Below are 24,928 nucleotides of genomic sequence, written 5' to 3'. Positions count from 1 at the left end.
ATGGACAATGCCGTCCGCTGGTTGTGGTTAAGCGTTCTTGAGCCAACTGTCCAGAAAAGCGACCACGGCGGCACGGGTCTCGGCTTTGGAAAGCGTGGTGTTGTCGATCATGAATTCGGCCCCGGAATCTTCCTCGAAAGGCACGTCCACACCCACGACATCGCCAAGCCCATCAAACTGTTTTCCGGTTTCCTGCCGCTCCAAGGCCTTGCAATACAGTCCGGCCATGACCAGCCCTTTGGGCCGGGAAGCCTCACGGCGCATGGCTTCACGCACGTCGCACCGGACAAGAATTTCCGCAAACCGGGCAATGCATTTGCGCGCCTCCCGCCGCATGGCCGCGCGATACGCCGTACCGTCCATGACAACGGCCCGCCCCTGCTCCACCAGCGTCGCGGCTTCGTCAATGAACATGGCATACGCCTGCGCGCGTTCTTCTGCCGAATACGTCGGATTCGGGAAATACGCCTTGCGACGGGCATCCATCTGAAGCAGGACCGCGTCATGGCCGTGCTCCAGCAGCCGTGCATGAACGGCCTTGGCCAACGTGGACTTGCCGCTGCCCGGCAGCCCCACGACCCAGATGGCGAATCCGGTTTCCGGCATGTTCATTCCATGTAGCGATTGATGTGTTCCCAATCGAAGACCGAGTCCTCAAGCACGTTTTCCATGAACCGAAACAGGCGACGACGCACGTTGACGGGATGATCCGGGTACCATTCCGGAGAAGCGATGACCAGGGCGCGAAACACGAAGAACGGAGCCATGACCTCAAGCACTTCCTCGTCCCCGGTCAGGGAGAGGTATTCCTCGAAATAGGCCCGGTACAGCAGCTCGTATTTCCCGTTCAGGCGGTCGTGGTCGTACAGGCTCCAGAGCAGGTAGTTCACGGCCATGGTCGCGAGATCGCCGCCGGGCTCGCCCCACTCGCCCCGGCTCCGGTCCAGCACGGAAAAGTCGCCGTCATCCGTGACCAGCACATTCCACGGATGAAAATCCCCATGCACGGCGCTCAGCCGATGGCTGTAGCCGCGAAGCTTCCAGCGCCACTCCACGCACTGCTTTTCCAGACCACGGAACCGCTCGTCCGGAAAAAACTCGTAGGGATGCGGAAAGGCCTCGTCGATCAGGCCGAGAATGCATTCGCTGGAACCGATGAGGTTGCGAATGCGGCGATAGTACAGGTCGGGATCATCCAGCTTGCGGGAATGCACGCGGGCAAGCCACCGGGCGAATTCGCGCGCCATGTCCACGTCCGAATCCCGAAATCCGCCCTCGCGAATGCGCTCCAGATCCTGAAAGTAGTCATGCCCTTCAAGTTTTTCATTAACAATGAAGAACTCCCGGGGCGACTCCACAGGAACAAGCTCGCTGTCCGCATTCACATACCCGAGTCCGAGCGGACGGGCATGGCGTTCCATGAGGGCCGAAGTCTCGAACTGGAACATCAGAATGGCGGCCCGGTCCCAATAAAACTGATGGCCGTACTTGTCCCCCTTCATGACGGACAGTACGGCCTCCTTTTCAGTTCCATCGTGCTCGAAACGGATGAGCAAAGGCTTTCCGTAGCCAAAGCCCTTCATGCCCTGCTCGTCCAGGTTGCCGATGTCCCCGGCTCCGATCAACCGCGCATTGCGGCCGAACACCTTCCGAAGATACTCTTCCAGCGAGGTCCTGGTCAGTTCGATCACGATACGGCTCCTTGGAGGAGCGTCCGGGTCCTATGCCAGCGGCCCGTAGTTCTCCTCGTAACGATGCTTGAAATCCTCCCAGGTATACTGAAATTCCTGGGTGCCTCTTGTCTCGACGGAATACAGGGCGCTCACGCAGCCCATGCGACAGGCGGTTTCCACATCCTTGCCCAGACAAAGTCCCTTGAGCAGTCCGGCACGGAACGCGTCGCCCGCGCCCGTGGGATCGACCACGGCTACGGGCCTGGCTGCGGGAATGTGCATTTCCTCACCGTTGTTGACCATGCAGCCGTTCTCGCCCAGCGTGGTCACGATCATGCCCACCTTGTCCAGCAGCTCCGTCTTGGAATACCCGGTGTCGTTCATGACCATCTGCAACTCGTAGTCGTTGACGATGAGCATGTATGCTCCCTCAAGAGCCTGCTTCAGCTTTTCACCGCCCAAGGTGGTGATCTGCTGTCCCGGGTCGAAGATGAAACGGATATTGTTCTCGCGGTAGTATTTCGGATGATTGACCATGTCCTCCACATTGCCGGGGGACACGATGCCGATGCTGTCGCCATTGAGGCCGGTCATGTCGTAGCCGCAGGAGTGACACATGGCTCCGGGGTTGAAGCAGGTAATCTGGTTGTCGGCCATGTCCGTGGTGATGTGCGCGCCCGCAGTGAATTCGTGATCCAGCGTACGGATGCCCTCCACGGGCAATCCCAGTTTCTGGAGGCGTTCGTCGTAAACGGAAAAATCCCGTCCCACCTGACTGAGGATCACCGGCTTTTCACCCAGTTGGGCCATGCTGTACGCGATGTTTCCGGCCGTGCCGCCAAATTTTTCGTCAAGCCCGTTGCCGACGAAGCAGACGTTCATGATGTGAATCTTGTCCGGCAGAATATGGTCGGAAAACCTGCCGGGAAACGTCATGATGCGGTCAAAGGCCAGAGAGCCGGTGATATATACTTGCATTCATTCCTCCTCGGAACCTGTTGAATTTCTTTGTGCCGAGACTAGGCCGAGGTGCGCGTCATGTCAACGGAACCGCCGTCTATTTGGTCTCCTCACGTATCCACGTCAGAAAATCCGGATTGCCCCCTTCGATGCGCATGGAGACGATGCACGGCACCTCATGGGGATGCACGGCCTTGACAGCTTCAACAAGTTCCGCCACCAGTGCGGACCTGGTCTTGGCAATGAGCACGGCTTCGCTGCCATGCTGCACCTGTCCGTTCCACCAGTACAGGGACTCCATGCCCGGAATGACGTTCACGCATGCGGCAAGTCTGCGTTCTACCAGAACCGCACCGATATTGGCGGCCTGCTCCCGGTTTTCCATGGTCATGTACACAAGGGATTCGCTCATGATGACTCCTTTGTTTCGCTATGCATTCGAACCCTACCACTCCCAGCCCTCCGCGCAAAGCCCGGACATTGATCTTGAGGGTTGCGGCGCAAGCTGTTAACGGATGGACCGTCACAAAGGAATTTGCCATGCAGAAAAAACAACGCGCTCTGGAAATCTTCCGCAGACTCGAAAAACGCTATCCCGCCCCCGAGCCGGCTCTGGACTGGAAAACGCCGTGGGAACTGCTCGTTGCCACGGTGCTGTCCGCGCAATGCACGGACGCCCGGGTCAATCTGGTCACGCCGGTGTTCTTCGAACGCTGGCCCTCCATACCGGACGTGGCCGCAGCCGACGTTGCGGAAATCGAGGAAGTGGTCCGCTCCACCGGATTCTTTCGCAACAAGGCAAGGAATCTCAAGAACGCGGCCATACGCGTTGTCGAGGAATACAACGGCGAAGTACCCCGGACCATGCAGGACCTGATTACTCTGCCCGGCGTGGCGCGCAAGACAGCAAACATCGTGCTGTCCAATGCGTTCGGCATTCACGAAGGCATTGCCGTGGACACGCACGTGACCCGGCTCTCCTTCCGCCTCGGCCTGACCACGTTCACGGATCAGGTACGCATAGAAAAGGATCTCATGGCATTGTACCCCCGCGAAGCATGGGGAGACATCAATCATTTTCTCGTCTACTTCGGACGCGAGGTATGCCCGGCGCGCAAGCCCCGCTGTCCGGAATGCGAACTCAACGACATATGCCCGAAAAAGGGAGTGAAATAGACCTATGGCAAATCCCGGCGATTTCAAGCTGCATGCCACGGACGGCCTTGCCCGTCGCGGCACCCTGGCCACGGCCCACGGAGAAATCCAGACCCCGATCTTCATGCCCGTCGGCACGCAGGGCACGGTGAAGTCCCTGTCCCCCACCGATCTGGAGGAGATGGAGGCCCAGATCATTCTGGGCAACACCTATCATCTGTATCTGCGACCGGGTGACGATCTCGTGGCCAGACGAGGCGGCCTGCACAAGTTCGCCAACTGGAAAAAGCCCATCCTCACGGACAGCGGCGGATTTCAGGTCTTCAGTCTGGAATCCATCCGCAAGCTCTCCGAGGAAGGCGTGGAATTCCGTTCCTACATCGATGGTTCCAAGCATTTCTTTTCCCCGGAAAAAGCCATCGACATCCAACACAATCTCGGTTCGGACATCATGATGGTTCTGGACGAATGCGTGGGCTACGGGGCGGATTATGCCTACACGGAAAAATCCCTCGAAATGACCACGCGCTGGGCCAAACGCTGCCGCGCACGCTACCCCAAGGGCTCTGGCGACCAGCTCATGTTCGGCATTGTACAGGGCGGCTTCTTCAAGGATCTGCGCGAACGCAGCCTGGAGCAGCTCCGGGACATCGATTTCGAAGGATTCGCCATCGGCGGCCTGTCCGTAGGCGAAGGCACCGAGGAAATGTACGACATCCTGCACCACATCACGCCGCTCATGCCCACGGAAAAACCCCGCTATCTCATGGGCGTTGGCACACCACTGGACATTCTGGAAGGCGTTTCCGCCGGAGTGGACATGTTCGACTGCGTGCTGCCCTCGCGCAACGCCAGAAACGGCACGCTGTTCACTTCCGTGGGCAAGATCAACATCAAGAAGGCACAATACCGCGAGGACGATTCCCCTCTGGACCCGAACTGCGACTGCTACACCTGCCGCAACTTCTCACGCGCCTACCTGCGCCATCTGTACACGGCCAAGGAACTGCTGTCCTACCGACTGAATACCTATCACAACCTCCACTTTTATCTGAAACTGATGAAAGAGGTCAGAAATTCCATCGAACAGGGCTGCTTCAACAAGGTCAAGGCCAAGTACGAAGCCATCTACGCAAAGCCTGCGGCGTAGGCGAATCTACGGCGACCAGAGCCCCTATGGCAAAAGGTTCTCTGGTCTCTCCCAAACTCTTTGGCGCTACGCCTCCGGAAAGAATTGGCAGTTTGCAAAATTGCCATGCCACGTAGTTGAAAAATACGGTTCTCCAAACTCCGTTCAGCCAATCGAAAGAGGCGTGATGCATGTCCCGGCAGGGCATGCATCACGCCTCTTTCGATTGGCTGAACAAATGGAGTCGAGGGGCCTCGCTCCTCGCGGGTCCGGGGCAGCGCCCCGGTCCTCCCGAAGGGACCGCCGGAGGCTATTTCGTTTCCCCGACTTCCTCTTTCGGCACTTCAATGGCATGGGCAGGAAATTTTTCCGCGCATTCGAGCAACGTCAGATTGGCTTCACTTTCGGACACGACCTTGCCCAGATTGTCGAACAGGGTTTCCATGAACCCGAACCGTTTGGCAAACGCGGCATAGCTGCGATTGTCGCCATCCATGTTGACCACTCCGATGATATCCACCACCCGGACGTCTTCCAGAGACCGTGCCGGGGCGAACACTTCGCCTTCTCTGCCTTGCACAGGCACCACATATCCGAACTTGGCCAACACGGCATACAGATCGGAAACCAGAGAAGACGGCGCCATCAACTGATCCGAAAGTTCCTCGACGGAAGGCAGGGGCCGCGCATCCCGAAAGCTCCTGGCAAGCATGACCATCATGAGCACGGCAAGTTTCTGACGTTCAAATGGCGTGGCATTGCCGAAAAACCGTTTTTTGACAAAGGCGTTCAGATTCTGAAAAGCGTAGCTCACCTCGCTGCCGAGAAGCACGATGGTCCAACTGATGTAAATCCAGACAAGCAGCAGGGGGAACTGGGCAAAACTGCCGTAGATGGCATTGTACTTGGCCGCGCCTATCTGCCAGTTGATGTAGGCCCATTGCGCAACCTGCCAGAGCGCACCTGCGAACATGCCCCCCAGAAGCGCCCCGGAAAAACGGACCTTGGTGTTGGGGATGAATGCGAACATGAAGGCAAAGGCCAGCGAAATGAGAATGAACGGGGTGATCTTGAGAAACAGGGCCTCAAGATACCCGATGGCCTGAATGCTGAGCAGCCCCTTGATCATGTTCTGCTGATGCAGGGAAACGTTGAAACTGGACGCCACAAGCAGGACGATGGGGCAAATCACGATAATGGGCAGAAAGTCGGAAATCTTTCGCCATGTGGACCGCCCCCGATTGACCTGCCAGATCGTGTTGAAGGCCTTTTCAATGGTCCCGACAAGGGAAAGAACCGTAAACAGCAGCATGGCCACGCCGATCCAGCCGAGCGCCTGAACATTGGTCCGGTCGATGTATTCGATGATCTTGTCCGCCACTTCCATGCGGCCCGTGGTCATCTTCAGGATGAGCGTCCTGATGACTTCGGTGTTCTGCAAGCCGAACCCCTTGGAAATGGAAAAGGCCACGGCCAGAAACGGAACAACGGAGAGAATGGTGGTGAAGGTCAGGGCCGCAGCCCGGATGATGCATTGATCCTGAAAGAAACCGTGCCCAACCAGATAGAAGAAGCGGCAGACGGCCTTCCAGGCGCGCACATGCAGAGGCGTGTCCGGGGCGTTGCGGACCCAGATATCCTCGACAAAATGGCTGCGAAGCGTGGCCGATGCCTTGCGCACTCGTTTCGGCGTCATGATGATCATCCCTTTTGGCTTGTGCGCCGATAATACACGAATTCACGAACCGGGCAATCCCGGCATTTCTACCAGGGGAGAAGATCCCGCAAGAAGTCGATGGGCTTCTGCGGTAACGTAAGGATGTTCGTCACCGTATCACTGAGAATGTTTTTGGTGGGAATCCTCACCTGCGGGTCGGACAGTCTTCCATGAAGCTGAATGGTCACACTCGGCACGGCCACGAAATCATTGCGCAGGGACAAGGCGATAACATCGTCAGCAACACTGAAGAAGCCCGACCCCGTTGTCACGAGAAGCGGCGGCGCGTCCATGCGAAACTTCTGCACCGAAAAGACTCCGTTCTGCACCGTGAAATCTCCGGCCGCCTTTTGAAAGACCGTACGCTTTCCCTGCCCGGCGTCATCGCTCTTCGAAAAACGGAACGAACCGTCGCGCACCCGGAACCATGCCGTGCCCGACAGGGAATTCACGACATCGTCATCCGTGGCACCGCTTGCGGACAGATCGAAATCCACATCGGTTTCGCCACGGATATAGTCGCGCCCGGCCACATCCTTGAGCATCTGCTCAATGCGTCCGTCTTCAACATGCAGCTTCAGGGCGGTATGCAGATATTCCTCGCCTACCTCGCCGGACCAGTCCACGTCCAGAGCCCCTCCATACATCCGGCCCTTGGCCTTGACGGCAATGTCACCCTTTTCCGCCCTGACCGTACCGGAAACCCGGGTCGCCCACAGATCATCCAGTCGAAACTCGGCGATCCGCACCGTTCCATCCAGCCGCAGAGCACGCAGAAAAGTCATGGGCAGACGAACGGGAGCCGATTCATGGACAGCCTGGGAACTCCTGCTCCGCGCCTTGCGCACGTCATCTTCCGGCGGCAGATACCTGTCCAGATCCAGCCGTCCGGCATCAAGGGAAAACCGCAGCACAGGGGTGTCGAATCCCTCGCCACGAACCATGCCCTGAACAGCGCAGTCATCCAGTCGTCCATTCACATCGTCGAAACGGAATCCATCGGAGGAAAGTGCGAACCGGGACGATACGGTCAGTTCTCCCAGAACGCCGGGATCAGCCATTTCCCAGGGTTCCAAACCGGCCAGTCGCAACAGGCGCCGAGGCTGGCACCTCGTCACGGACAACATCCCTGAATATTCCTGTTTTCCACTCAGTTCCCGACCGGAGATACTGCCGGAGACTTCCGTTCCAAGACCACGTACCAGCAGACTGCCGACTTGCAGGGAGTCCGCAGTGGAGTCAAGGGAAATTCTGCCCTTGGCCTGCAGGAGGTCGCTCTTCTGCGGAAAGAAATCACCGGCAAACCGACCGGAAAACACGACTTCGGATGCGCGAAAGTCCCCGTTCTCCCGCACTGCAACAGGACCTTCGACCTGCAATGCGGAAACGTACTTCCCGCTCTGCCCATCGACATTCAGACTCCCGTTGACCTGAAAACCGAACCAGTCCGAATCCTCGGCCAGCGAATGCGCATCAAGGGAGGTTTCGGCCCGGGAAAAGGCAACATTCTTCCGGGCATGGTCCGTGGCAACGGAAATCACGCCGTTCGTCATCTCGGCCTTGCCCGCCAATGCGACATGGTGCAGAAGTTTCAGGGAACGGTCAGCCGGTACACATGGCACTTTCCCAGCGCGCAACTCAAGCCTGACCTTGCCCCCGGAGTGGATATCAACCGAATCCGACTTCCAGACAAACGAGTCGGCAGCCACTTCCACAGCCCCGACCATGGATACGACTGGCGATCGGCGGGCAGCGCCGGACAAGTCGAGATCAAGCATTGCACGCCCCCTGGCGGAACTGCCGTTGAAAAGAAAAGGCCCGGTGGCCAATTGCATTTTTCCACGGGAAGATGCCAACGACGCGGAGACCGAGTCGAACTCATGCCCAAGGACCACGACGCTTGAAGCTTTGGCCTTCCCCTTTGCCCGAAGGTGCGCCAGCTCGGCAAGATGAAAATCTCCCCAGACAAAAGGCTCTTCGGTCATGAAAAGCGGAAGATACCGGTCGATATCCAGTTTGCCCGCAGTCAGATCGAAATGGAATTCCGGATTGGAAAAATCGAAACAGGCCAAGGAACCACGAAGCCTGGCATCATCCAAGGCAAACGACAGTTTCTCCAAACTGATGCCTTTGCCATCCATGCGAAAACGCGTTTCCCCGGAAACGGAGTTCAGCCCGTCGCGCACCTTGTCGAGAGGCAATGCAGGCACATACTCCTTGAGCAACGGACGGGGCGCAAAGGAATTGACCGCCAATTCGCCCTCCAGAAGAAAAGGCGCATCCAGCCGTCCTGTCCGGAACGAACCATGAGCCGACATGCCAAGAAGCCGAAGGTGGAAACCGTCCACAAGCAGCTTGTCCTGTTCACGGTCGAACCGGATGTTGGCCGTCACTTCACCCGGGGCAGCCTTGTCCGGCAGGAACCCGCCCCCCACAACAGCGTAGAGGGACGTATCGGAAATCAGGTCGTGCTTTCTGCCCAGACCGGAATCCAGACTTCCCTGAAGATTCACATCGGCAACAACATCCCCCTGATCCCAGCCAAAGGAGCCGCGCAAGGTAAAGGCAACACGCTCCCCCGGCCGAAACTCGCCCAGTTTCATTTCCAACCCCTGCGCAATGTAGGATTGCTTTTCCAGCTTGTCCCGCATGCGCAAGGTGCAACCGGAAACGTCGGCGCCTCGAATGACGAAATCCCGAATGGCAATTCCGCCCTCCTCGCCGCTGCCGGCGTTCATGGCCGAACCGTTTCCGGAGGATGCCACGACCGATTCCCAGTTGAACCGGCCATCCGGCAGGCGCACCACATTCACGGTCATGCCCTCGACCGATGCGGCATTGACAATGACGTCACGATCCAGAAGCGGAAACAGGCGAACGCCCAGAAGCAGGTTGTCCACTTCCAGAAGCGGCAGATCGCCGAATTCCGGATCATCGGGAATGGTCAGCCCCTTGACATGCAGGCGAATCCATGGACGGAAGGAAATGTCCAGTTCGCCATCAAGCCGAAAAGGGACACCCGTGGCATCCTGCAGGACCGAGACGAATCGCGTCCGAAAATCTTGGGTATCAATGTATCGGGAGACGAAAAAAAGCGCGGCAGCCCCAAGCAGGACAGCAACGGCAACGGTTTCGGACACGAAAACCAGAAAACGCCGCAACATCCGCGTCATGCGTCCTCCACTCACGACTCCCGGCCGCAGGTGACGAGAAAGGCGGAACTGCCGATCTCCTGTCCCGTATCCCGGGCTACTCGGTCGCACTTGACCTTGAAGGCACAGAACACCCCCGGAAAACGTCCCTGCAAGGCCTCGAAATTGCCCTGCCCCTTGGCCAGAACCAAATCGGCATTGCGCATTTTATCGAGGAAATCCGGCGTGCACCGTTCCAGTACCGTACCCGGCGTATCCACTCCGCTCTCGACCACGGGACACAGAGCTGTCATGCCGACCTGTTCGGCATCGGCAACCGTGGCATCATTGAGCACGGGACAGGAACGAACGGCATAGGTCACGGAGCATCCGAGTCTGGAAAGCTCTTCGACCAGCAGGGTATCCAGCACGATTTCTCCGGCATTGTCGCCGAGGATGAGCACCTCTTTGCCCGGCCCGGTGCGATCCATGAAACGTTCCACGGTAACAGGGCACAATGAGGTCGACAGGTTGTCGAGTGCCGCTTTCCAATCAAACGTCAATTCCACGCCCCTGTCGATGAAATTGCCGACTATGGACATATCCAAAGCAAGCGACAGTACGCAGGTTTCCCCCTGCGGCCTCTGTTCGTCAAGCAGGGACCGAAGGCGGGGCAACGTCCTTGAAACGCTCGCATTGGCCTCCAGCTTATCGTCCTCGTACAGATCGGCGCAACCGGACAACTCGGCCACCAGCCTGTTCAAATGGGCAGCGATGGCCGGCGGAGGAAGACGCAAATCCAGATCGGCAAGAATGCGACACCACCGGGAAACCACAAGGTGGTGAAAATCCTCGTCATGAGGGCGAGCCAGCCGGGCTGAACGAAGCGCCATGCCCATCAGGCACGGCATGCAGTCTATGGATGTATACATGGTGAAAACCTGTCAAAAAGCCGAAAACGATGTTGACGGAAATCGCAACATCGCAATATCCGTGAAAAATATTTAATCTCACACGGACCCGCCTTTGGCAAGGTTCATATGGGGACGGGAAAACGGCTCGAAAGCCGAGAAAGAGAAAAAATCAGGAACCGATCTGATCCGCCGTCAGTCCGACGATGGAAATTCCGGCCTTGCGGGCCGCAGCAAGCGCTTCTTCACGATCAAAAAACAGGCTTTTTTCAGCCTCAATGCCAAGACAGGTCGCGCCATGCTCGGCCATGATGTGAATGGTATCCGCTCCCAGACTGGGCAAATCCACCTGATCCTGCTGACCGGGCTTGAACACCTTGACCACCACGCAGCCTTCTCCGGCAAGGGAACAGCCGCGGCGAATGGTTTCATCCGTGCCTTCCAGAGCTTCGACAGCCGCAACCACGGCCTGCTTGACCACAAGGCACTGGCCGATGTCGAGCTTGCCGAGCTCCTTGCCCACTTTCCAGCCGAAACGCAAGTCCTCCCATTCGTGTTCGTCGGGTTGACGTTCCGTCAGCACCCCAGCCGGAGTCAGCAGATCGGGAAGATAGAGGTGGGCGGGCTCGACAGGCATGCCCTCGGCTTCGAGTTCCTCGCCGAAAGCCTGAAGAATCTGCGCGTCTCCCCTGCCCTTGATGCGAAAGATGAGTTTCATGGCGCGCATGTCCAGAAATCTGAGATCCATGACCTTGGGCTTGTTGATGGTCCCGGCCATGATAACGCGCTGCACGCCGTTGCTCTTGAAGAACTTGATGAGCTGGGCGAGCTTGCCGAGCTTCAGTTCCTTCCAGACATCGGCAAGGGGCACCACATCCATATTGGTGTGGCCGGAAAATCCGGCCACCACCAGTTTATGGCCACGAGCCTTGATTCCCTGAGCCACGAGAACCGGGAATTTCCGGCCTCCGGCAATCAGTCCTATGGTCATGGAAGCAGTCATTCCAAGGCTACTCGTCGTCCTGGCACTGCCCGCTCTTCTGACGCGTGTCGGGAGCAACGCCCCTGCTTTCGCGAATGAAGGCAACAAGCGTATCCACTTCCGGTACGCCCTGAATTTCCGCTTCAACCTGAGCCAGGGCTTTTTCCTTGGTCTGACCGGAACAGAAAATGGTCTTGTAGGCCCGTTTGAGCATCTTGCAGGTCTCGGAAGTGAAACCATGACGCTTGAGCCCGATGATGTTCAGCCCGGAAAGCTTGCCGCGAACTCCGTGCGCCAGCATGTAGGGAGGAACATCGAGATTGTAGCCGCTGGCGCCGCCAAGAAAGGCGTAGTCACCGATCCGCACATGCTGCTGCACGGCGGAAATGCCGCTCACGATGACATGATTGCCGATCTGGACATGACCGGCCAGATTGACCGAGTTGGCCAGAATCACGTTGTCCCCGAGGCGGCAGTCATGCGCGACATGGGAATAGGCCATGAGCATGCAGTTGGAACCGACCACGGTTTCCCCGTCACCCTGCACTGTTCCGCGATGAATGGTCACGCACTCGCGGACCGTGTTGTTGTCGCCGAGTCGGGTAAACGTCTTTTCGTCCTGATACGCGACATGCTGCGGTTCACCGCCGATGACCGCATTGGGATGAATGTGGTTGTTTTTTCCCATTTCCGTATACCGCTTGATCACGGCAAAGGATTCCACGTAGGAACCATCGCCGATCACGGTATCCGCCTCGACAACCACATAGGGTCCGATCCGGACGTCAACGCCGAGCTTGACGGAAGGGTCAACCACCGCAGTAGGATGAATCTCGGTAGCCACTACATATCCCCTTTATCGGCGACAGCAGCGGTGAAATCCCCTTGAGCCACGACCTTGCCGTCCACAGTGGCAACGCCGCTCATGCGCCATATGTTCATTTTCTTTCTCTGATAAAAGACCTCAAGATCCAGCTTGTCACCGGGAACCACCGGAGTACGGAACTTGACGTTGTTCATTCCCGCAAAAAGAAAGACCTTGTCCTTGGATTCGAAATCCACGGAACGGGTCACGAAGACAGCGCCGGTCTGGGCCAGAGCCTCCAGAATGAGCACGCCGGGCATGACCGGAAGTCCGGGAAAATGTCCCTGAAAAAACGGCTCGTTCATGGTCACGTTCTTGTACGCCTTCATGCGAACACCGGCTTCGAATTCCACCACCCTGTCCACCAGCAGAAACGGATATCGATGCGGAATCATTTCCATGATCCGCTTGATTTCAATGATTTCCTCGAAATTACCCATCGTTCTCTCCAGAAACGGCCTTGAGCTGCTCCAGTTCCCTTTCAAGCTGTTTCACGCGCTTGAACAACTCCGGCAGCCTGGGCAGGCAGACCCCACCGGCGCGCATGTACTGCTTGACCGGAATGGCCGGACTGCCCATCAGTTTCGCCCCTTCGGCAACATTGCCGGCAATGCCGGACTGCGCGGCAACCTGCACATTGTCACCAATGGACACGTTGTCCGCCACGCCGACCTGACCAGCCAGAATGACACCGTTGCCGACCTTGGTGCTCCCGGCAATGCCCACCTGGGAAATGATCAGGCAATGCTGTCCGATTTCCACGTTGTGGGCCACCTGAACCAGATTGTCGATCTTGGTCCCCTCGCCCACGCGGGTCACGTCCAGCGCGGCCCGATCAATGGCGGAGTTGGAACCGATTTCGACATTTCCACCAAGCTCGACACGTCCGATCTGAGGAATCTTCATATGTCCGGCCGGAGTCTGGGCATAACCGTACCCGTCCCCGCCAATCACGGCGCCGGGTTGAAGAATGACGTTTTCGCGAAGAACGCACTGTCCCATGACAACGGCATTGGGATACAGAATGCACCCCTTTTCCAGAATGGCGTCTTCCCCGACATAGCAACCGGAAAAAATCACGCAGTCTTCGCCGACCTTGGCGTTCTCCCCCACAAAAGCGAAGGGATACACCGTGGCCGAAGGATCAACCTGCGCATCAGGATGAATGTAGGCCAGCTCGCTGATGCCCTTGAAGCATCCGTGCGGCCTGGCGAACACATGCAGAATCCTGGCAAGGTCCATGTAGACATTGGCGCTGATCAAGGCGCAGTCCACGGATTCGGCGTGCGTCCTGTCCGTCAGAATGCAGGACGCACCGGTCGTTTCCAGTTGTGCGGCGTATTTCGGGTTGACCAGAAAGGACAACTCGCCCGGCCCGGCCTTGTCCAGGGTATTCACGCCCGTGATTTCAACGTCGTCACCCAGGAATTCAAGCCCGAGCCGCTCGGCAAGTTCGGAAAGCAGATACGACATGATGCTACTTCTTGGCCTTCCACTGCTTGTTCATCTCGGCCATCAGTGCATCCGTGATTTCCACGCTGTTATCGAAGTACACGATACCGGCCACGCGCATGTCCATGATCACGGTCATCTTGTGCTTCTTGCCATATTCGTCGACCACCTTCTGAATGAGTTCCAGAATGGGCTTCTGCAGCTTCTGGCTCTGGGAGGCCTGCTTCTGCTGGAGGGCAACGGCGCTGTCCTGATAGTCGCGGATGCGGCTGCGAAGCTTGCGCTGCATGTCCTGCTTGGCGTCCAGCTTCAGAGCCAGATCCTGCTTCTTGATGTCCTCTTCCATCTTCTGGATGGCAGCCTTTTCCCGCTCAAGGTCCTTGATCAGGGGCTCGAACTCGGCCTTCATCTGGGCTCCGGCATCCTGGGACGCATCGGATTCGAGCATGAGTTTCTGCATGCTGAAAACACCGATCTTGGCGTCTGCGGCATACGCGGGCACCTGAAGCAGAACAACCAGGCACAAGGTGGCAAAAAGAATGCGTTTCATCAGTATTACTCCTTCGGTCAATCCGATTTGTTTTTTTTAAAAGCGCTGTCCCATAACCAGCTCGATCTTGTGACGGCTGCTGTTTTCCAGCTCGTCAAGACCATAGCCGTACACAAAGCCGACGGGACCCATCGGGGAGAACCAATGCAGCCCGGCGCCGACACTCTTGTACAAACCGAGGGAAGGCGTCTGTCCGTACCGTTCCACGGGCTCGAACAGCATCTCGCCCTCATCCCAGGCATTACCGGCGTCGAAAAAGACCAAACCGTTAATGCCGTATTCCTTGCTCAGCACGCGGCGGACTTCAAGGTTCATGTAGAAGGCCTTGTCACCGCCAAGCACTTCGTCCCTGTCATCGCTGTCGATGGGACCAATGCGATAGCTGGAGTAGCCGCGCACCGAATTCAGACCACCGAGGCGGAAACGCTGCGTGGTGGGAATCCTGTCGCCACCGAAATTCTGGTGGACGAAACCGACCCAGAACTTGGAATGGAAAACGAACTTCTCAATGGCCGGCGTGTACCAGTCATGGGCCACCGTCCACTTGAAGAAATCATCCGTGCCGCCGATCAGACCGCCGCCATTGGCGACCGTGCCCTTGATGATCGTACCGGTCGTGGGATTCATGTAATCGTCGCGAGTATCCCGCTCCACGGAAGCGGCAAGCTGACTCAGGACATGTGCGCCCTTTTCGTCCCGAAGCGATTTCGAGGCGTCGGAAGCCAGGTCGCTGATTTCATAATACTCACCGGTGTAGGACCACTTGAGCGTGGAATACTCGCCCACCGGATAAAAGAATTCCACAACACCACCGGTGGAACTCTTGTCATAGTCCGTAAAGTCCTCATCCCGATTGTAGGCGGTCACGCCGAAGCCGACATCGGTATCGTTGAGATGCGGATTGATGAAACTCAGGGAAAAGACGTTGTTCTTCTGGCCGACAAGACCGTTCAGGCCAAGGGAATATCCACGTCCGAACAGATTTCGCTCCGTGATTTCCGCAGCCAGATACACGCCATCATACGTGGAGTAGCCGATACCACCACCAATGCGGCCGGTCGGCTTGTCCTTGACCTTGACGATCAGGTCCATTTCATCGGGATCACCGGTGGGAATCGGTGCAATGTCGACCTTCTCGAAAAAGCCCAGATTGTTCAGACGCTGCTGGGAACGGGTCAATTTCTCACCGCTGAACATGTCCCCGTCGGCAAGACGCATCTCCCGCAGAATGACATTGTCACGAGTGGCGGTATTGCCCTCCACCAGCACGCGACGAATGTGCACGCGCTGGTGCTTGCTCATGTTGAAGACCACATCCACGACCTTGTCGTCCCTGTGATCCTGCAACCGGACCCCCACTTCGGCATAGGCATAGCCGTAATCGGTGTAATACTGGGTCAGCCGCTCGACATCGCCCTTGAGCAGGGAACGGTCGAAGTATTCGTCCTCGAGCTTGAGGTTGTGCACCTTGGTCACGGCCATGAGCTTGGCCGGATCATCGATGAGATCGCCTTCGAACAGGGTTTCTCCCATCTTGTAGCGATCACCTTCCCAGACCTGATAGATGACGTAGATGCCGTCATCCTTGATGTCGATCTCGGGACGCCCCACCTTGGCATCGATGAAGCCCTTGCTGTTGTAGAAGGCCATGATTGCCGCGGCGTCACGCTCAAGCAGTTCCTCCTTGAGCACACCGGTATTGGTGATCCAGGACAGGAAACCGCGTTCCTTGACCGCGAGCACATCCTTGATGTCATCGGGATCAAGCTGCTGTGCGCCGTCGATGACCACTTCCTTGACGTAGAGCTTGGGACCTTCGTCAATCACGAAAGTCAGCCGGGCAATGCCATCGCCCGCGCTCTCGATCTCATGGGTGACCTTGGCCTTGTAGTACCCTTCCTTGCGATACATTTCGCGAATGACGCGGATATCGTCGGCAAGCACCTTGGGGTTGACCACGCCGCCCTTTTTCGTGGAAACGGCCTCCACGATGTCCTCGGAATCAAGTGCGTCGGCACCGCGCACGCCAACAGCCTGAATGCGCGGTTTTTCCTTGACGTCGAAAATGACGTTCTTGCCTTCCGACGTGTCTTCCACCTTGACGGTCACATCGTCGAAATAACCAAGATCATAAATATTCTTCAAAGCCGTGTTCACGGCCTTGCCAGTCAGCAGATCGCCCTTCCGCAAGGTCAGGCGCATGAGCACGACTTCCTTGTCCAGCACCTTGGTGCCTTCCACCTGCACGTCGGCAATGACATCCTGCTTGAGCAGGGTCATCTTCATGCGATCAACGACCGCGTCCACGGCCGGAAGCAGGTTGATCAGCCCCTGCTCGGTCACGGCGACCTTGCGGGCAGGCTTGGTCCCATAGGACTCGACCAGACGGGCATCGATGGTCAGGTCATCACCGATCTGATTGAAGGTTCCGAAAACCGCAAATCCCGCACCGGAAAGCAGAGCGACCTCGCGAGCGGCATCGGGAGTAACGGCGGCAAAGCCCTTCTCCGCCATGATCCGCTTCACCTCGGCCTGATCCACAACTTCGAATCCGGCTTCGTGAAGACGATCGGAAAACAGTTCGGGCAGGCTGTCCTTGAGATAGGACAACTCTTCCCCGGCATTGACCGTAAACGGCATGACAGCGATCTTCACATCGCCTGAAATGTCCGCAGCCGCCCCGATGGAGGCAAAACCCAGAAGGAGAGTGGCCAAGACCCCGGCCACAAGAACACGAAAACGATTAGCGGGCATACAGTTCTCCTGAACGCAATTCCAGTCGCCGTTGCATCATGCCGGCAAGCTCGGGATTATGCGTAACCACTACGAAGGTCATCCCGAGTTCCTTGTTCAGGGAAACCAGAAGGTCGCCGACCAATGCGCCGTTTCCTTCATCCAGGTTCCCCGTGGGTTCATCGGCCAGAAGCACCTTGGGCCGCAGCAGAATGGCCCGGGCAATGGCAACGCGCTGACGTTCCCCGCCCGACAGGGTCGTGACCCTGTGCTCCATCCTGTGCTCCATGCCGACCAGTGTCAGGGCTTCGCGGGCCAACCCATGGGCCTCGCTTCGCCCCATGCCGCGGATGATTCCGGGCATGGCCACATTCTCCAAAGTGGAGAATTCAGGCAGCAGATGATGAAACTGAAACACGAAACCGATCTCGCGGTTCCGCAATTCCGCCCGCTGCCTGCGGCTCAACGACATGACATCCATGCCGCTGAAAAAAAGCTGTCCGGCCGTTGGCGTGTCCAACGTACCGAGAATATGCAATAACGTCGTCTTGCCGGACCCCGACGCACCCAGAATGGCGACGGATTCCCCGGCCTGAATATCCAGATCGACCTTGTCCAGCACACAGATGGATTCGGACGGCCCGGAATAGGACTTGTCCACGGCGGCCAAGCGGTATAGCGGCTCTCTATTCATAACGCAAGGCATCACTCGGGTTCAGGGCCGCTGCCCGGCGAGCCGGGTAGATGGTCGCCAGAAAACACAGCAGAAACGCCGCCAGTCCGATCACCGTCAAATCCAGCGCCTCCAGACGCACGGGCAGGTAATCCACCGGATACACGTTGCTCGGAAGTTTGATAAACTGATATTTCTTCAGAAGCAAACTCACCGGGATGCCGATCATGTATCCGGCCACGGTCCCCACCAGGCCGATAAACGTCCCCTGAAGCATGAAAATCCGGCGAATCCGGGATTCATCCGCCCCGAGAGACATGAAAATGGCAATATCCTTGGTCTTTTGCATCACCAGCATGACCAACGTGGTCACGATGCTGAAGGACCCGACCAGCACGATCATGGCCAGAATGATGAACATGGCGGACTTTTCCAGCTCCAAAGCTGCGAAAAGATTGGCGTTCATCTCCTGCCAGTTGCGGACATACACCGTGAAGGTGCCTATCCTGTCGCGCAGATTTTTTGAAATCTGGTCCACGTTGTACACGTCGTTGACGCTGATTTCCAGTCCGGAAACGATATCACCCTTGAAACCGAGCAATTTTCTTGCTGCGGGAATGGTGACATACCCGAGAGAGGAATCGTATTCGTACATGCCGGTCCGAAACACCCCGGCAACGCGGAACCGTCGCACCTTGGGAGTGAATCCGGCAGCACCGGAACGCCCCGAGGGCGACAGGAGATTGACCTCGGAACCACGCGCAAGACCAAGCCGTTTGGCGAGTTCGGAGCCGATGATGATTCCGGGCTTTCCTTCCTCGTTGTCAAGGTCGAGGATCGAGCCATTGACCATGTCCCTGGAAAGGCTGAGCACGGTCTTGCTGGATTCGGGATCGATTCCGCGCAGAACCACGCCCTTGACGCCGTTCCGGCTGGAAAGCATGACCTCGGAATACACAAAGGGCGTCACACCGGTGACGCCCGGAACTTCGGCAGCCTCGCGGGCCAGCCGTTCGTAATCCGTGATGCCGCCCCGGATCGACGTGACCAGAACATGGGCATTCACGCCCAGAATCTTGTCACGCAAATCCGTGGAAAACCCGTTCATGACGCCGATGACCACGATGAGAGCCCCGACGCCGAGTGCGACACCGCACACGGCGAACAGGGAAATCACCGAAATGAAGGACTGTTTGCGCAGGGCGAACAGATATCTGAGAGCGACAAACGTCTCGAATTTCATACCCTGATCGGCTCCATCCGGATACGGACACCCTCCATAGGCTAGACTTCCGGCCTGAGCAGCGGGAAGAGAATGACTTCACGAATGGACGCGCTGTCCGTCAGCAGCATGACCAGACGGTCGATGCCGATTCCCTGCCCGGCAGCCGGGGGCATGCCGTATTCCAGGGCGCGAACATAATCCTCGTCCATGAAATGCGCTTCCTCGTCGCCAGCTTCCTTTTCCTTGACCTGTTCCTCGAAACGCCCGCGCTGGTCGACCGGGTCATTCAGCTCGGAAAACGCATTGGAAAGTTCCCGGCCGGTCATGAACAGCTCGAAGCGATCCGTGATTTCCGGGTTCTCCTCGTTCCTGCGGGAAAGCGGAGAAATGTCGGTCGGATAATGATAGATGAAATGAGGCTGAACAAGATTGGGCTCAACCAGAATGTCGAAAAGCTTGGCCTGAAGCTTGCCCAGCTTTTCGCCTTCGACGACCTTTTCGCCCTTCTGCTTCACCAGCTCCTTGCACTTCTCGTAGTCGTTGTAGACTTCCGGAGAAACGCCGCCCACCTTTTCGAGGGACTCGTGGAACGGCATGCGGGTCCAGGCACCGATGGAAAGATCGATGGTTTCACCCTGATACTCGACCTTGGTGGAACCGGTCACCTTTTCGGCGATGCGGGAGAACATCTCCTCGGTCAAATCCATGAGGTCGTTGAAGTTGGCATAGGCCCAGTAGAATTCCAGCATGGTGAATTCCGGGTTGTGCCGGGTATCCAGACCTTCGTTGCGGAAATTCCGGTTGATCTCGTACACGCGATCCAGACCACCCACGAGCAGACGCTTGAGGTACAGTTCGGGGGCAATGCGCATGTAGAGCTTCATGTCCAGAGCATTGTGATGCGTCTCGAACGGTCTGGCCGTGGCTCCGCCCGGGATGGGGTGCATCATGGGGGTTTCCACTTCCATGAATCCCTTTTCATCCAGGAAACGACGCATTTCACGAATGACCGCAGTCCGCGCCTTGAAGATTTCCTTGGTGCGAGGGGTCACGATCAGGTCGACATAGCGCTGGCGGTACCGGGTTTCCACGTCCTTGAGCCCGTGATATTTCTCGGGCAGCGGGCGCATGGATTTGGTAATGAGCTTGAAGCTCACGGTCTTGAGAGTCAATTCCCCGGTCTTGGTCCGGAACAAGGTGCCCGAAATGCCGACGATGTCGCCGATGTCGGTTTTCTTGAAAAGTTTGTACAGGTCCGGGCCGAGGTCGTCCCTGGCGGCATAGACCTGAATCTGGCCGGTGGAATCCTGGAGATGAAAGAACGTCACCTTGCCGAAAGAGCGGTAGGAGACCACCCGACCGGCCAAAGCGAATTCCGTTTCCAGTTTTTCCAGAGCCTCGCCGTCCATCTCATCATATTTGTTCCAGATGTCGGCGATTTCCGAATCGCGGCGAAAATCGTTGGGATACAGGGCGACGCCCTCATCCAAAAGTGCGCAAGCCTTCTCCACCCGGGTCTTGACGACCGGGTTGAGTTCATCCTTGGCCTGCAGGGCCTCAAGCATGGGCATGAACCGTTCGGCATGGGCCGACTTGGTCGCCAGCTTGATCTTCTTGTTCTTCTTCTTCGTATTCTCAGACAATGTTCCGTACCTTGATCCCTTGTATAGTCTAGAAAAAAACAAGAGACTTCGTTTGCGTATGCCAAATAACGTTTCCCGTCAAGAAAATGGGCCGCTTAAGACCATCTGAAGCAGCCTGACGGACACGCCGGAGTGGAAGTAGTTTTTTTTCAGAGAAAAAGCAATTTTTTACTTGACCCTCAACCGTGATTTCTTTAGAACCCTTTTCGCTTCAACGCGAAGTGCTCCCCAGTAGCTCAATCGGCAGAGCGGGTGGCTGTTAACCACTAGGTTCGCGGTTCAAGTCCGTGCTGGGGAGCCAGATTGACATCAATCGCCTCTTTGCATTCCAGAGAGGCTTTTTATTTGAAAAGATCTTTGATTTCAGGCATTTTTTTACTTGCCAACTCCGAAGAAAGCGGATATTTCTCTTTCTCGGTTGCTTACAGATGTTCCCCAGTAGCTCAATCGGCAGAGCGGGTGGCTGTTAACCACTAGGTCCGCGGTTCAAGTCCGTGCTGGGGAGCCAGAAATCACAAGGCTTGCGTCATTTCGGCGCAAGCCTTTTTTCATGATGAACCAAACCATTTCCCTACCCTGCTTGCGGGTAACGCTTGTGGAACGCATGAGAGTGGTGTAGAAGCTGCCCCTTATGGACACCTATCAGATAATAGCTTTGATAATCGGTTGCATAGCCCTGCTGTTTATCATCTGCTTTCGCAGGGCTATCAAGGCCAAGGCTCCGGACCGCCCGGGCATCAACATCGACTTCGATACAGCCAAGGAGCGGGAGGACAAGAACCGCTACTTCAGCTAACAGCAACCCCTATTTCATCGACAAAAGCCGCGTATCACGCGGCTTTTGTCGTTTCGCGCTTTGACACGCACACGAAATTCGGCCTATTTTGTCGTCATACCGACAAAAAAGGATTCCAGCCATGTGCCGAATTCCCTGGTTCGCGACATTGCCGCTCCTGATCTGCACGCTTGTGTTCGCCGCCTGTTCGAATGAACATTCCGACACGTTTCAAGGCTATGCCGAAGGCGAATTCGTCCATGTTTCCTCCCCTCTCGGCGGCATCCTGCAAGCCTTGTCCGTAACCCGAGGACAAACCGTGACTGCAGGTCACCCCCTGTTTGCGCTGGAGCATGACTTTGAAACAGCCGCACGCGAGGAAGCGGCCCACAATCTGCAACGGGCACAGGATCGTCTCGCTGACCTGAAAAAGGGACAACGCCCCTCGGAACTGGACGCAATCCGCGCCAGACTCGGGCAGGCCCGCCATTCGGCATCCCTGGCGGAAAAGGAATACCGACGCCGCATCACCCTGCTTGAAGAACAGACCATCTCCCAGGAAGAACTGGACAGGACCAAGTCCGACTACGAGCAGAAGAACGAGCAGGTCCGCCAGATTCGGGCCGAATTGCAGACCGCGCAACTCGGTGCGCGCACCGATGAAATCCGTGCAGCCGAAGCCGAGGTCAGACAGGCGGAAGCCAAGCTGGAACAGGCGGAGTGGAACCTGAACCAGAAACGCCAAAACACCCCGTCTGCCGGGCTGATCTTCGACACGTTGTACAGGGTCGGGGAATGGGTTCCGGCAGGCCGCCCAATCGTTTCCCTGCTCCCCCCGCAAAACATCGAGGCCCGTTTCTTCGTTCCGCAGGACCTTGCAGGAAAACTCGCGGTGGGCGATGAGGCATTGATTTCCTTTGATGGCACCCCGGAACCTGTCCCCGCAAGAATATATTACATTTCCCCTTCCGCCGAATATACGCCTCCCGTGATCTATTCCAGCCAGAGCCGGGCCAAGCTCGTCTTCCTGATCAAGGCCCGCCCCGAGGCGGACAAGGCAACACTGCTGCACCCGGGCCAGCCCGTGGACGTCACCATTCCCGAACTGGCGGATTGAGCCATGACAACGGCAACCGCCATCAGCGTCAGCGGCCTGACCAAATCCTTTGGCAGCAAGGTCGCGGTAAACAATCTGGACATGGAAATCCGCAAGGGGGAAATCTACGGTTTTCTCGGTCCGAACGGTTCGGGCAAGACCACGTCCATCCGCATGCTGTGCGGCCTGCTCAGACCGGATTCCGGGCAGGGAACGTGTCTGGGGTACGACATTCTTTCCGAAGCCCATCGCATCAAGCCGCATGTCGGGTACATGACCCAGCGCTTCAGTCTGTACGAGGACATGACGGTCCGGGAAAATCTGGAATTCACGGCCCGCGTCTTCGGATTGAAAAACGGCACCGGAATCGTGCGCGACTGCATGGACCGCATGCGGCTCGGCCAATTCGAAAATCAGCTCGCCGGGAACCTGTCCGGAGGATGGAAGCAGCGGCTTTCCCTTGGCGTCTGCACCCTGCACAAACCGGCCCTGCTTCTGCTGGACGAACCCACGGCAGGTGTGGACCCGGGCGCTCGCCGCGCATTCTGGGACGAGGTGCATGCCCTGGCTTCCGAAGGCATCACCGCGCTCATCTCCACGCATTACATGGACGAGGCCGAACGCTGCCACAGGCTGGCCTACATCGCCTACGGCAACCTGCTGGCCTCGGGCACGGTGGAAAGCATGATCCGCGATGCCGGACTGACGACATGGAGCGTGGCCAGATACGCGGATGCGGACACAAGCCTGCACGCCCTTTCGCTCAGCCTGAAGAACAAGCCGGGCGTGGATCAGGTGGTGGCCTTCGGCAACACCCTGCATGTCAGCGGACGCGATGCTGCCCGGCTTGCCCAAAGCATCGAACCATACCGCTCCGTCCCCTTTGTCTGGAATGAAATCGACACCAGCCTTGAGGAAGTCTTCATCGACATGATGCAGCAGACCGGGGGCAAGCAGTCATGATCCCGATTTTCCGCTGGCAACGATTTGCAGCCATGACTGCCAAGGAATTCATCCAGATGCGCCGTGACAGGCTGACCTTCGCCATGATGATCGGGATTCCTCTGATCCAGCTCATCCTGTTCGGCTACGCCATCAACTCGGACCCGCGCCACATGCCCACCGCCGTGCTCTCCGGGGACAATTCCCCGTACTCACGAGCCATTGTGGCAGCCATGCAGACCAGCACCTTCTTCGACATCACGGTGCACGCGAAAAGCCGCGCCCAGACCGATCGCCTGCTGCGCGAAGGGGATGTGCAATTCGTCCTGACCATCCCGGAACAATTCGGGCGCGCCCTGCTTCGCGGAGACAGGCCGATCCTGCTGCTCGAAGCGGATGCCACGGACCCGGTCGCCACGGGCGGCGCAGTCAAATCCTTTCAGGAAATCGTCGGCACGGCACTGGGCAGGGAGCTTCAAGGCACCTTCTCGGACATGGTGGCAAAACAATCGCCCGTGGACGTGCGCATCCACAACAACTACAACCCCGAGGCCGAAACGCAGTACAATATCGTCCCCGGACTCATGGGCGTGATACTCACCCTGACCCTGGTCATGATCACGGCTCTGGCCATCACACGCGAACAGGAACGCGGAACCATGGAGCACCTGCTGTCCACGCCGATCCGGCCGCTGGAAGTCATGCTTGGCAAGATCGTTCCCTACATTCTGGTGGGATACATCCAGATGACCCTGATCATCGTTGCCGCACGCCTGCTGTTCAACGTGCCCATGCACGGCAGCGTGACGCTGATCTACGCCTTTTCCCTGTTCTTCATTGCCGCCAACCTGTCGGTCGGGGTCACCCTGTCCACCGTGGCCCGCAACCAGTTGCAGGCCGTACAGCTCTCCATTTTCTTTTTCCTGCCGTCCCTGCTGCTTTCCGGGTTCATGTTCCCGTTCCGGGGAATGCCGCAATGGGCGCAGGCCATCGGGTCGGCCCTGCCCCTGACACACTATCTGCGCATGGTTCGCGGCATTCTGCTCAAGGGAAACGGCATAGCGGATTCCCTGCCGCATGTCTGGCCCATACTGCTCTTCTGGCTGGCCGTGGTCATGGTCGGCCTGAAACGATACCGCCGGACGCTGGACTAGCCCGGGAAAATCGGTTTACTTTGCCATTCTGGACAACTAGAATGCCAATGCAAGCTTTCAAGGAGTGAACAGCCCCAATGACCCTCTCCATCGTGACCGGCCTGCTCGGCGGCCTCGGCCTGTTCCTGCTCGGAATGCGCCTGATGACCAACGGGCTGCGCA

General features: G+C 57.4%; 22 protein-coding genes and 2 tRNA genes. 8 read left to right on the top strand and 16 right to left on the bottom strand.

The window, feature by feature from the left end; genetic code table 11:
- Positions 1-27: 27 nt before the first annotated feature.
- The 4 genes from MPN23_RS03150 to cutA all read right to left on the bottom strand — a co-directional run bounded on the left by MPN23_RS03150 (position 28) and on the right by cutA (position 3,045).
- Positions 28-606, bottom strand: a complete 579-nt coding sequence (locus MPN23_RS03150; RefSeq protein WP_243546103.1) for an adenylyl-sulfate kinase — start codon at positions 604-606, stop codon at positions 28-30.
- A 2-nt stretch (positions 607-608) separates the two neighbouring features.
- Positions 609-1,691, bottom strand: a complete 1,083-nt coding sequence (locus MPN23_RS03145; RefSeq protein WP_243546102.1) for a phosphotransferase family protein — start codon at positions 1,689-1,691, stop codon at positions 609-611.
- Positions 1,692-1,721: 30 nt separating this feature from the next.
- A complete protein-coding gene (locus tag MPN23_RS03140; RefSeq protein ID WP_243546101.1) occupies positions 1,722-2,651 on the bottom strand; it encodes a carbohydrate kinase family protein in 930 nt (309 codons plus the stop codon).
- 79 nt (positions 2,652-2,730) lie between these two features.
- Entirely contained in the window at positions 2,731-3,045 is a 315-nt protein-coding gene (cutA, locus tag MPN23_RS03135; RefSeq protein WP_243546100.1) for a divalent-cation tolerance protein CutA, read from the bottom strand.
- A gap of 128 nt (positions 3,046-3,173) precedes the next feature.
- Between cutA and nth the strand changes: the two genes are divergently transcribed.
- Both nth and tgt read left to right on the top strand, forming a co-directional pair.
- The gene (gene nth, locus MPN23_RS03130; protein WP_243546099.1) at positions 3,174-3,809 is read left to right on the top strand and encodes an endonuclease III; all 636 of its coding nucleotides are present in this window, start codon (positions 3,174-3,176) and stop codon (positions 3,807-3,809) included.
- Between the two features lie 4 nt (positions 3,810-3,813).
- Entirely contained in the window at positions 3,814-4,938 is a 1,125-nt protein-coding gene (gene tgt, locus MPN23_RS03125; RefSeq protein ID WP_243546098.1) for a tRNA guanosine(34) transglycosylase Tgt, read from the top strand.
- A 289-nt stretch (positions 4,939-5,227) separates the two neighbouring features.
- Here the strand turns inward: tgt and MPN23_RS03120 are convergent, their stop codons facing one another.
- The 12 genes from MPN23_RS03120 to lysS form a co-directional block, all read right to left on the bottom strand.
- Entirely contained in the window at positions 5,228-6,613 is a 1,386-nt protein-coding gene (locus tag MPN23_RS03120; protein ID WP_243546097.1) for a YihY/virulence factor BrkB family protein, read from the bottom strand.
- A gap of 68 nt (positions 6,614-6,681) precedes the next feature.
- Positions 6,682-9,807, bottom strand: a complete 3,126-nt coding sequence (locus MPN23_RS03115) for an AsmA family protein (protein ID WP_243546096.1) — start codon at positions 9,805-9,807, stop codon at positions 6,682-6,684.
- Positions 9,808-9,818: 11 nt separating this feature from the next.
- Positions 9,819-10,697 carry a damage-control phosphatase ARMT1 family protein gene (locus tag MPN23_RS03110; protein ID WP_243546095.1) on the bottom strand — a complete coding sequence of 293 codons (879 nt, stop codon included), beginning with the start codon at positions 10,695-10,697 and terminating at the stop codon, positions 9,819-9,821.
- 151 nt (positions 10,698-10,848) lie between these two features.
- A complete protein-coding gene (locus MPN23_RS03105) occupies positions 10,849-11,667 on the bottom strand; it encodes an LpxI family protein (RefSeq protein ID WP_243546094.1) in 819 nt (272 codons plus the stop codon).
- Positions 11,668-11,686: 19 nt separating this feature from the next.
- The gene (gene lpxA, locus MPN23_RS03100; RefSeq protein ID WP_243546093.1) at positions 11,687-12,502 is read right to left on the bottom strand and encodes an acyl-ACP--UDP-N-acetylglucosamine O-acyltransferase; all 816 of its coding nucleotides are present in this window, start codon (positions 12,500-12,502) and stop codon (positions 11,687-11,689) included.
- Positions 12,502-12,963 (bottom strand): 3-hydroxyacyl-ACP dehydratase FabZ, encoded by a 462-nt coding sequence (gene fabZ / locus MPN23_RS03095; RefSeq protein WP_243546092.1) that lies wholly within the window; start codon positions 12,961-12,963, stop codon positions 12,502-12,504. Before fabZ ends, lpxA begins: the two co-directional genes overlap by 1 nt.
- Positions 12,956-13,996, bottom strand: coding sequence for a UDP-3-O-(3-hydroxymyristoyl)glucosamine N-acyltransferase (gene lpxD, locus MPN23_RS03090; protein WP_243546089.1), 1,041 nt, complete (start codon positions 13,994-13,996; stop codon positions 12,956-12,958). The genes fabZ and lpxD overlap by 8 nt, the downstream gene beginning before the upstream one ends.
- A gap of 4 nt (positions 13,997-14,000) precedes the next feature.
- Complete coding sequence (locus MPN23_RS03085) at positions 14,001-14,525, bottom strand: OmpH/Skp family outer membrane protein (RefSeq protein WP_243546088.1); 525 nt, start codon at positions 14,523-14,525, stop codon at positions 14,001-14,003.
- Between the two features lie 36 nt (positions 14,526-14,561).
- Positions 14,562-17,279, bottom strand: coding sequence for an outer membrane protein assembly factor BamA (gene bamA, locus MPN23_RS03080; RefSeq protein ID WP_243546086.1), 2,718 nt, complete (start codon positions 17,277-17,279; stop codon positions 14,562-14,564).
- Positions 17,269-17,952: an ABC transporter ATP-binding protein gene (locus tag MPN23_RS03075; protein ID WP_243546084.1), complete on the bottom strand. Its 684-nt coding sequence runs from the start codon at positions 17,950-17,952 to the stop codon at positions 17,269-17,271. The genes bamA and MPN23_RS03075 overlap by 11 nt, the downstream gene beginning before the upstream one ends.
- On the bottom strand, positions 17,945-19,174 hold the full coding sequence (locus MPN23_RS03070; RefSeq protein WP_243546083.1) for a lipoprotein-releasing ABC transporter permease subunit: 1,230 nt from the start codon (positions 19,172-19,174) through the stop codon (positions 17,945-17,947). The genes MPN23_RS03075 and MPN23_RS03070 overlap by 8 nt, the downstream gene beginning before the upstream one ends.
- A 41-nt stretch (positions 19,175-19,215) precedes the next feature.
- A complete protein-coding gene (lysS, locus tag MPN23_RS03065; protein ID WP_243547345.1) occupies positions 19,216-20,721 on the bottom strand; it encodes a lysine--tRNA ligase in 1,506 nt (501 codons plus the stop codon).
- A 303-nt stretch (positions 20,722-21,024) separates the two neighbouring features.
- On the opposite strand from lysS, the gene MPN23_RS03060 reads away from it, so the two are divergent.
- The 6 genes from MPN23_RS03060 to MPN23_RS03035 all read left to right on the top strand — a co-directional run bounded on the left by MPN23_RS03060 (position 21,025) and on the right by MPN23_RS03035 (position 24,766).
- A tRNA-Asn gene (locus MPN23_RS03060) sits at positions 21,025-21,100 on the top strand.
- A 131-nt stretch (positions 21,101-21,231) separates the two neighbouring features.
- A tRNA-Asn gene (locus tag MPN23_RS03055) sits at positions 21,232-21,307 on the top strand.
- 123 nt (positions 21,308-21,430) lie between these two features.
- Positions 21,431-21,595 (top strand): hypothetical protein, encoded by a 165-nt coding sequence (locus MPN23_RS03050; RefSeq protein ID WP_243546078.1) that lies wholly within the window; start codon positions 21,431-21,433, stop codon positions 21,593-21,595.
- Between the two features lie 121 nt (positions 21,596-21,716).
- A complete protein-coding gene (locus MPN23_RS03045; RefSeq protein WP_243546077.1) occupies positions 21,717-22,691 on the top strand; it encodes an HlyD family secretion protein in 975 nt (324 codons plus the stop codon).
- A 3-nt stretch (positions 22,692-22,694) separates the two neighbouring features.
- The gene (locus MPN23_RS03040) at positions 22,695-23,633 is read left to right on the top strand and encodes an ABC transporter ATP-binding protein (RefSeq protein WP_243546076.1); all 939 of its coding nucleotides are present in this window, start codon (positions 22,695-22,697) and stop codon (positions 23,631-23,633) included.
- Positions 23,630-24,766 carry an ABC transporter permease gene (locus tag MPN23_RS03035; RefSeq protein ID WP_243546075.1) on the top strand — a complete coding sequence of 379 codons (1,137 nt, stop codon included), beginning with the start codon at positions 23,630-23,632 and terminating at the stop codon, positions 24,764-24,766. Before MPN23_RS03040 ends, MPN23_RS03035 begins: the two co-directional genes overlap by 4 nt.
- The last annotated feature ends 162 nt before the right edge of the window (positions 24,767-24,928 follow it).

It is taken from the genome of Pseudodesulfovibrio tunisiensis, assembly GCF_022809775.1.
GTDB lineage: Bacteria > Desulfobacterota > Desulfovibrionia > Desulfovibrionales > Desulfovibrionaceae > Pseudodesulfovibrio > Pseudodesulfovibrio tunisiensis.
The sequence above is the reverse complement of the archived record's forward strand: the minus strand, read 5'-3'. Positions and strand labels throughout refer to the sequence as shown.

Bases quoted from the DNA above. Each gene is read 5' to 3' on its own strand.
- bamA (WP_243546086.1), bottom strand. From the start codon at position 17,279: ATGCCCGCTAATCGTTTTCGTGTTCTTGTGGCCGGGGTCTTGGCCACT.
- MPN23_RS03115 (WP_243546096.1), bottom strand. From the start codon at position 9,807: ATGACGCGGATGTTGCGGCGTTTTCTGGTTTTCGTGTCCGAAACCGTT.
- cutA (WP_243546100.1), bottom strand. From the start codon at position 3,045: ATGAGCGAATCCCTTGTGTACATGACCATGGAAAACCGGGAGCAGGCC.
- tgt (WP_243546098.1), top strand. From the start codon at position 3,814: ATGGCAAATCCCGGCGATTTCAAGCTGCATGCCACGGACGGCCTTGCC.
- MPN23_RS03105 (WP_243546094.1), bottom strand. From the start codon at position 11,667: ATGACCATAGGACTGATTGCCGGAGGCCGGAAATTCCCGGTTCTCGTG.
- MPN23_RS03110 (WP_243546095.1), bottom strand. From the start codon at position 10,697: ATGTATACATCCATAGACTGCATGCCGTGCCTGATGGGCATGGCGCTT.
- MPN23_RS03050 (WP_243546078.1), top strand. From the start codon at position 21,431: ATGGACACCTATCAGATAATAGCTTTGATAATCGGTTGCATAGCCCTG.
- MPN23_RS03140 (WP_243546101.1), bottom strand. From the start codon at position 2,651: ATGCAAGTATATATCACCGGCTCTCTGGCCTTTGACCGCATCATGACG.
- MPN23_RS03045 (WP_243546077.1), top strand. From the start codon at position 21,717: ATGTGCCGAATTCCCTGGTTCGCGACATTGCCGCTCCTGATCTGCACG.
- MPN23_RS03075 (WP_243546084.1), bottom strand. From the start codon at position 17,952: ATGAATAGAGAGCCGCTATACCGCTTGGCCGCCGTGGACAAGTCCTAT.
- MPN23_RS03085 (WP_243546088.1), bottom strand. From the start codon at position 14,525: ATGAAACGCATTCTTTTTGCCACCTTGTGCCTGGTTGTTCTGCTTCAG.
- fabZ (WP_243546092.1), bottom strand. From the start codon at position 12,963: ATGGGTAATTTCGAGGAAATCATTGAAATCAAGCGGATCATGGAAATG.
- MPN23_RS03035 (WP_243546075.1), top strand. From the start codon at position 23,630: ATGATCCCGATTTTCCGCTGGCAACGATTTGCAGCCATGACTGCCAAG.
- MPN23_RS03040 (WP_243546076.1), top strand. From the start codon at position 22,695: ATGACAACGGCAACCGCCATCAGCGTCAGCGGCCTGACCAAATCCTTT.
- MPN23_RS03150 (WP_243546103.1), bottom strand. From the start codon at position 606: ATGCCGGAAACCGGATTCGCCATCTGGGTCGTGGGGCTGCCGGGCAGC.
- MPN23_RS03070 (WP_243546083.1), bottom strand. From the start codon at position 19,174: ATGAAATTCGAGACGTTTGTCGCTCTCAGATATCTGTTCGCCCTGCGC.
- lpxD (WP_243546089.1), bottom strand. From the start codon at position 13,996: ATGTCGTATCTGCTTTCCGAACTTGCCGAGCGGCTCGGGCTTGAATTC.
- lysS (WP_243547345.1), bottom strand. From the start codon at position 20,721: ATGCTTGAGGCCCTGCAGGCCAAGGATGAACTCAACCCGGTCGTCAAG.
- nth (WP_243546099.1), top strand. From the start codon at position 3,174: ATGCAGAAAAAACAACGCGCTCTGGAAATCTTCCGCAGACTCGAAAAA.
- MPN23_RS03120 (WP_243546097.1), bottom strand. From the start codon at position 6,613: ATGACGCCGAAACGAGTGCGCAAGGCATCGGCCACGCTTCGCAGCCAT.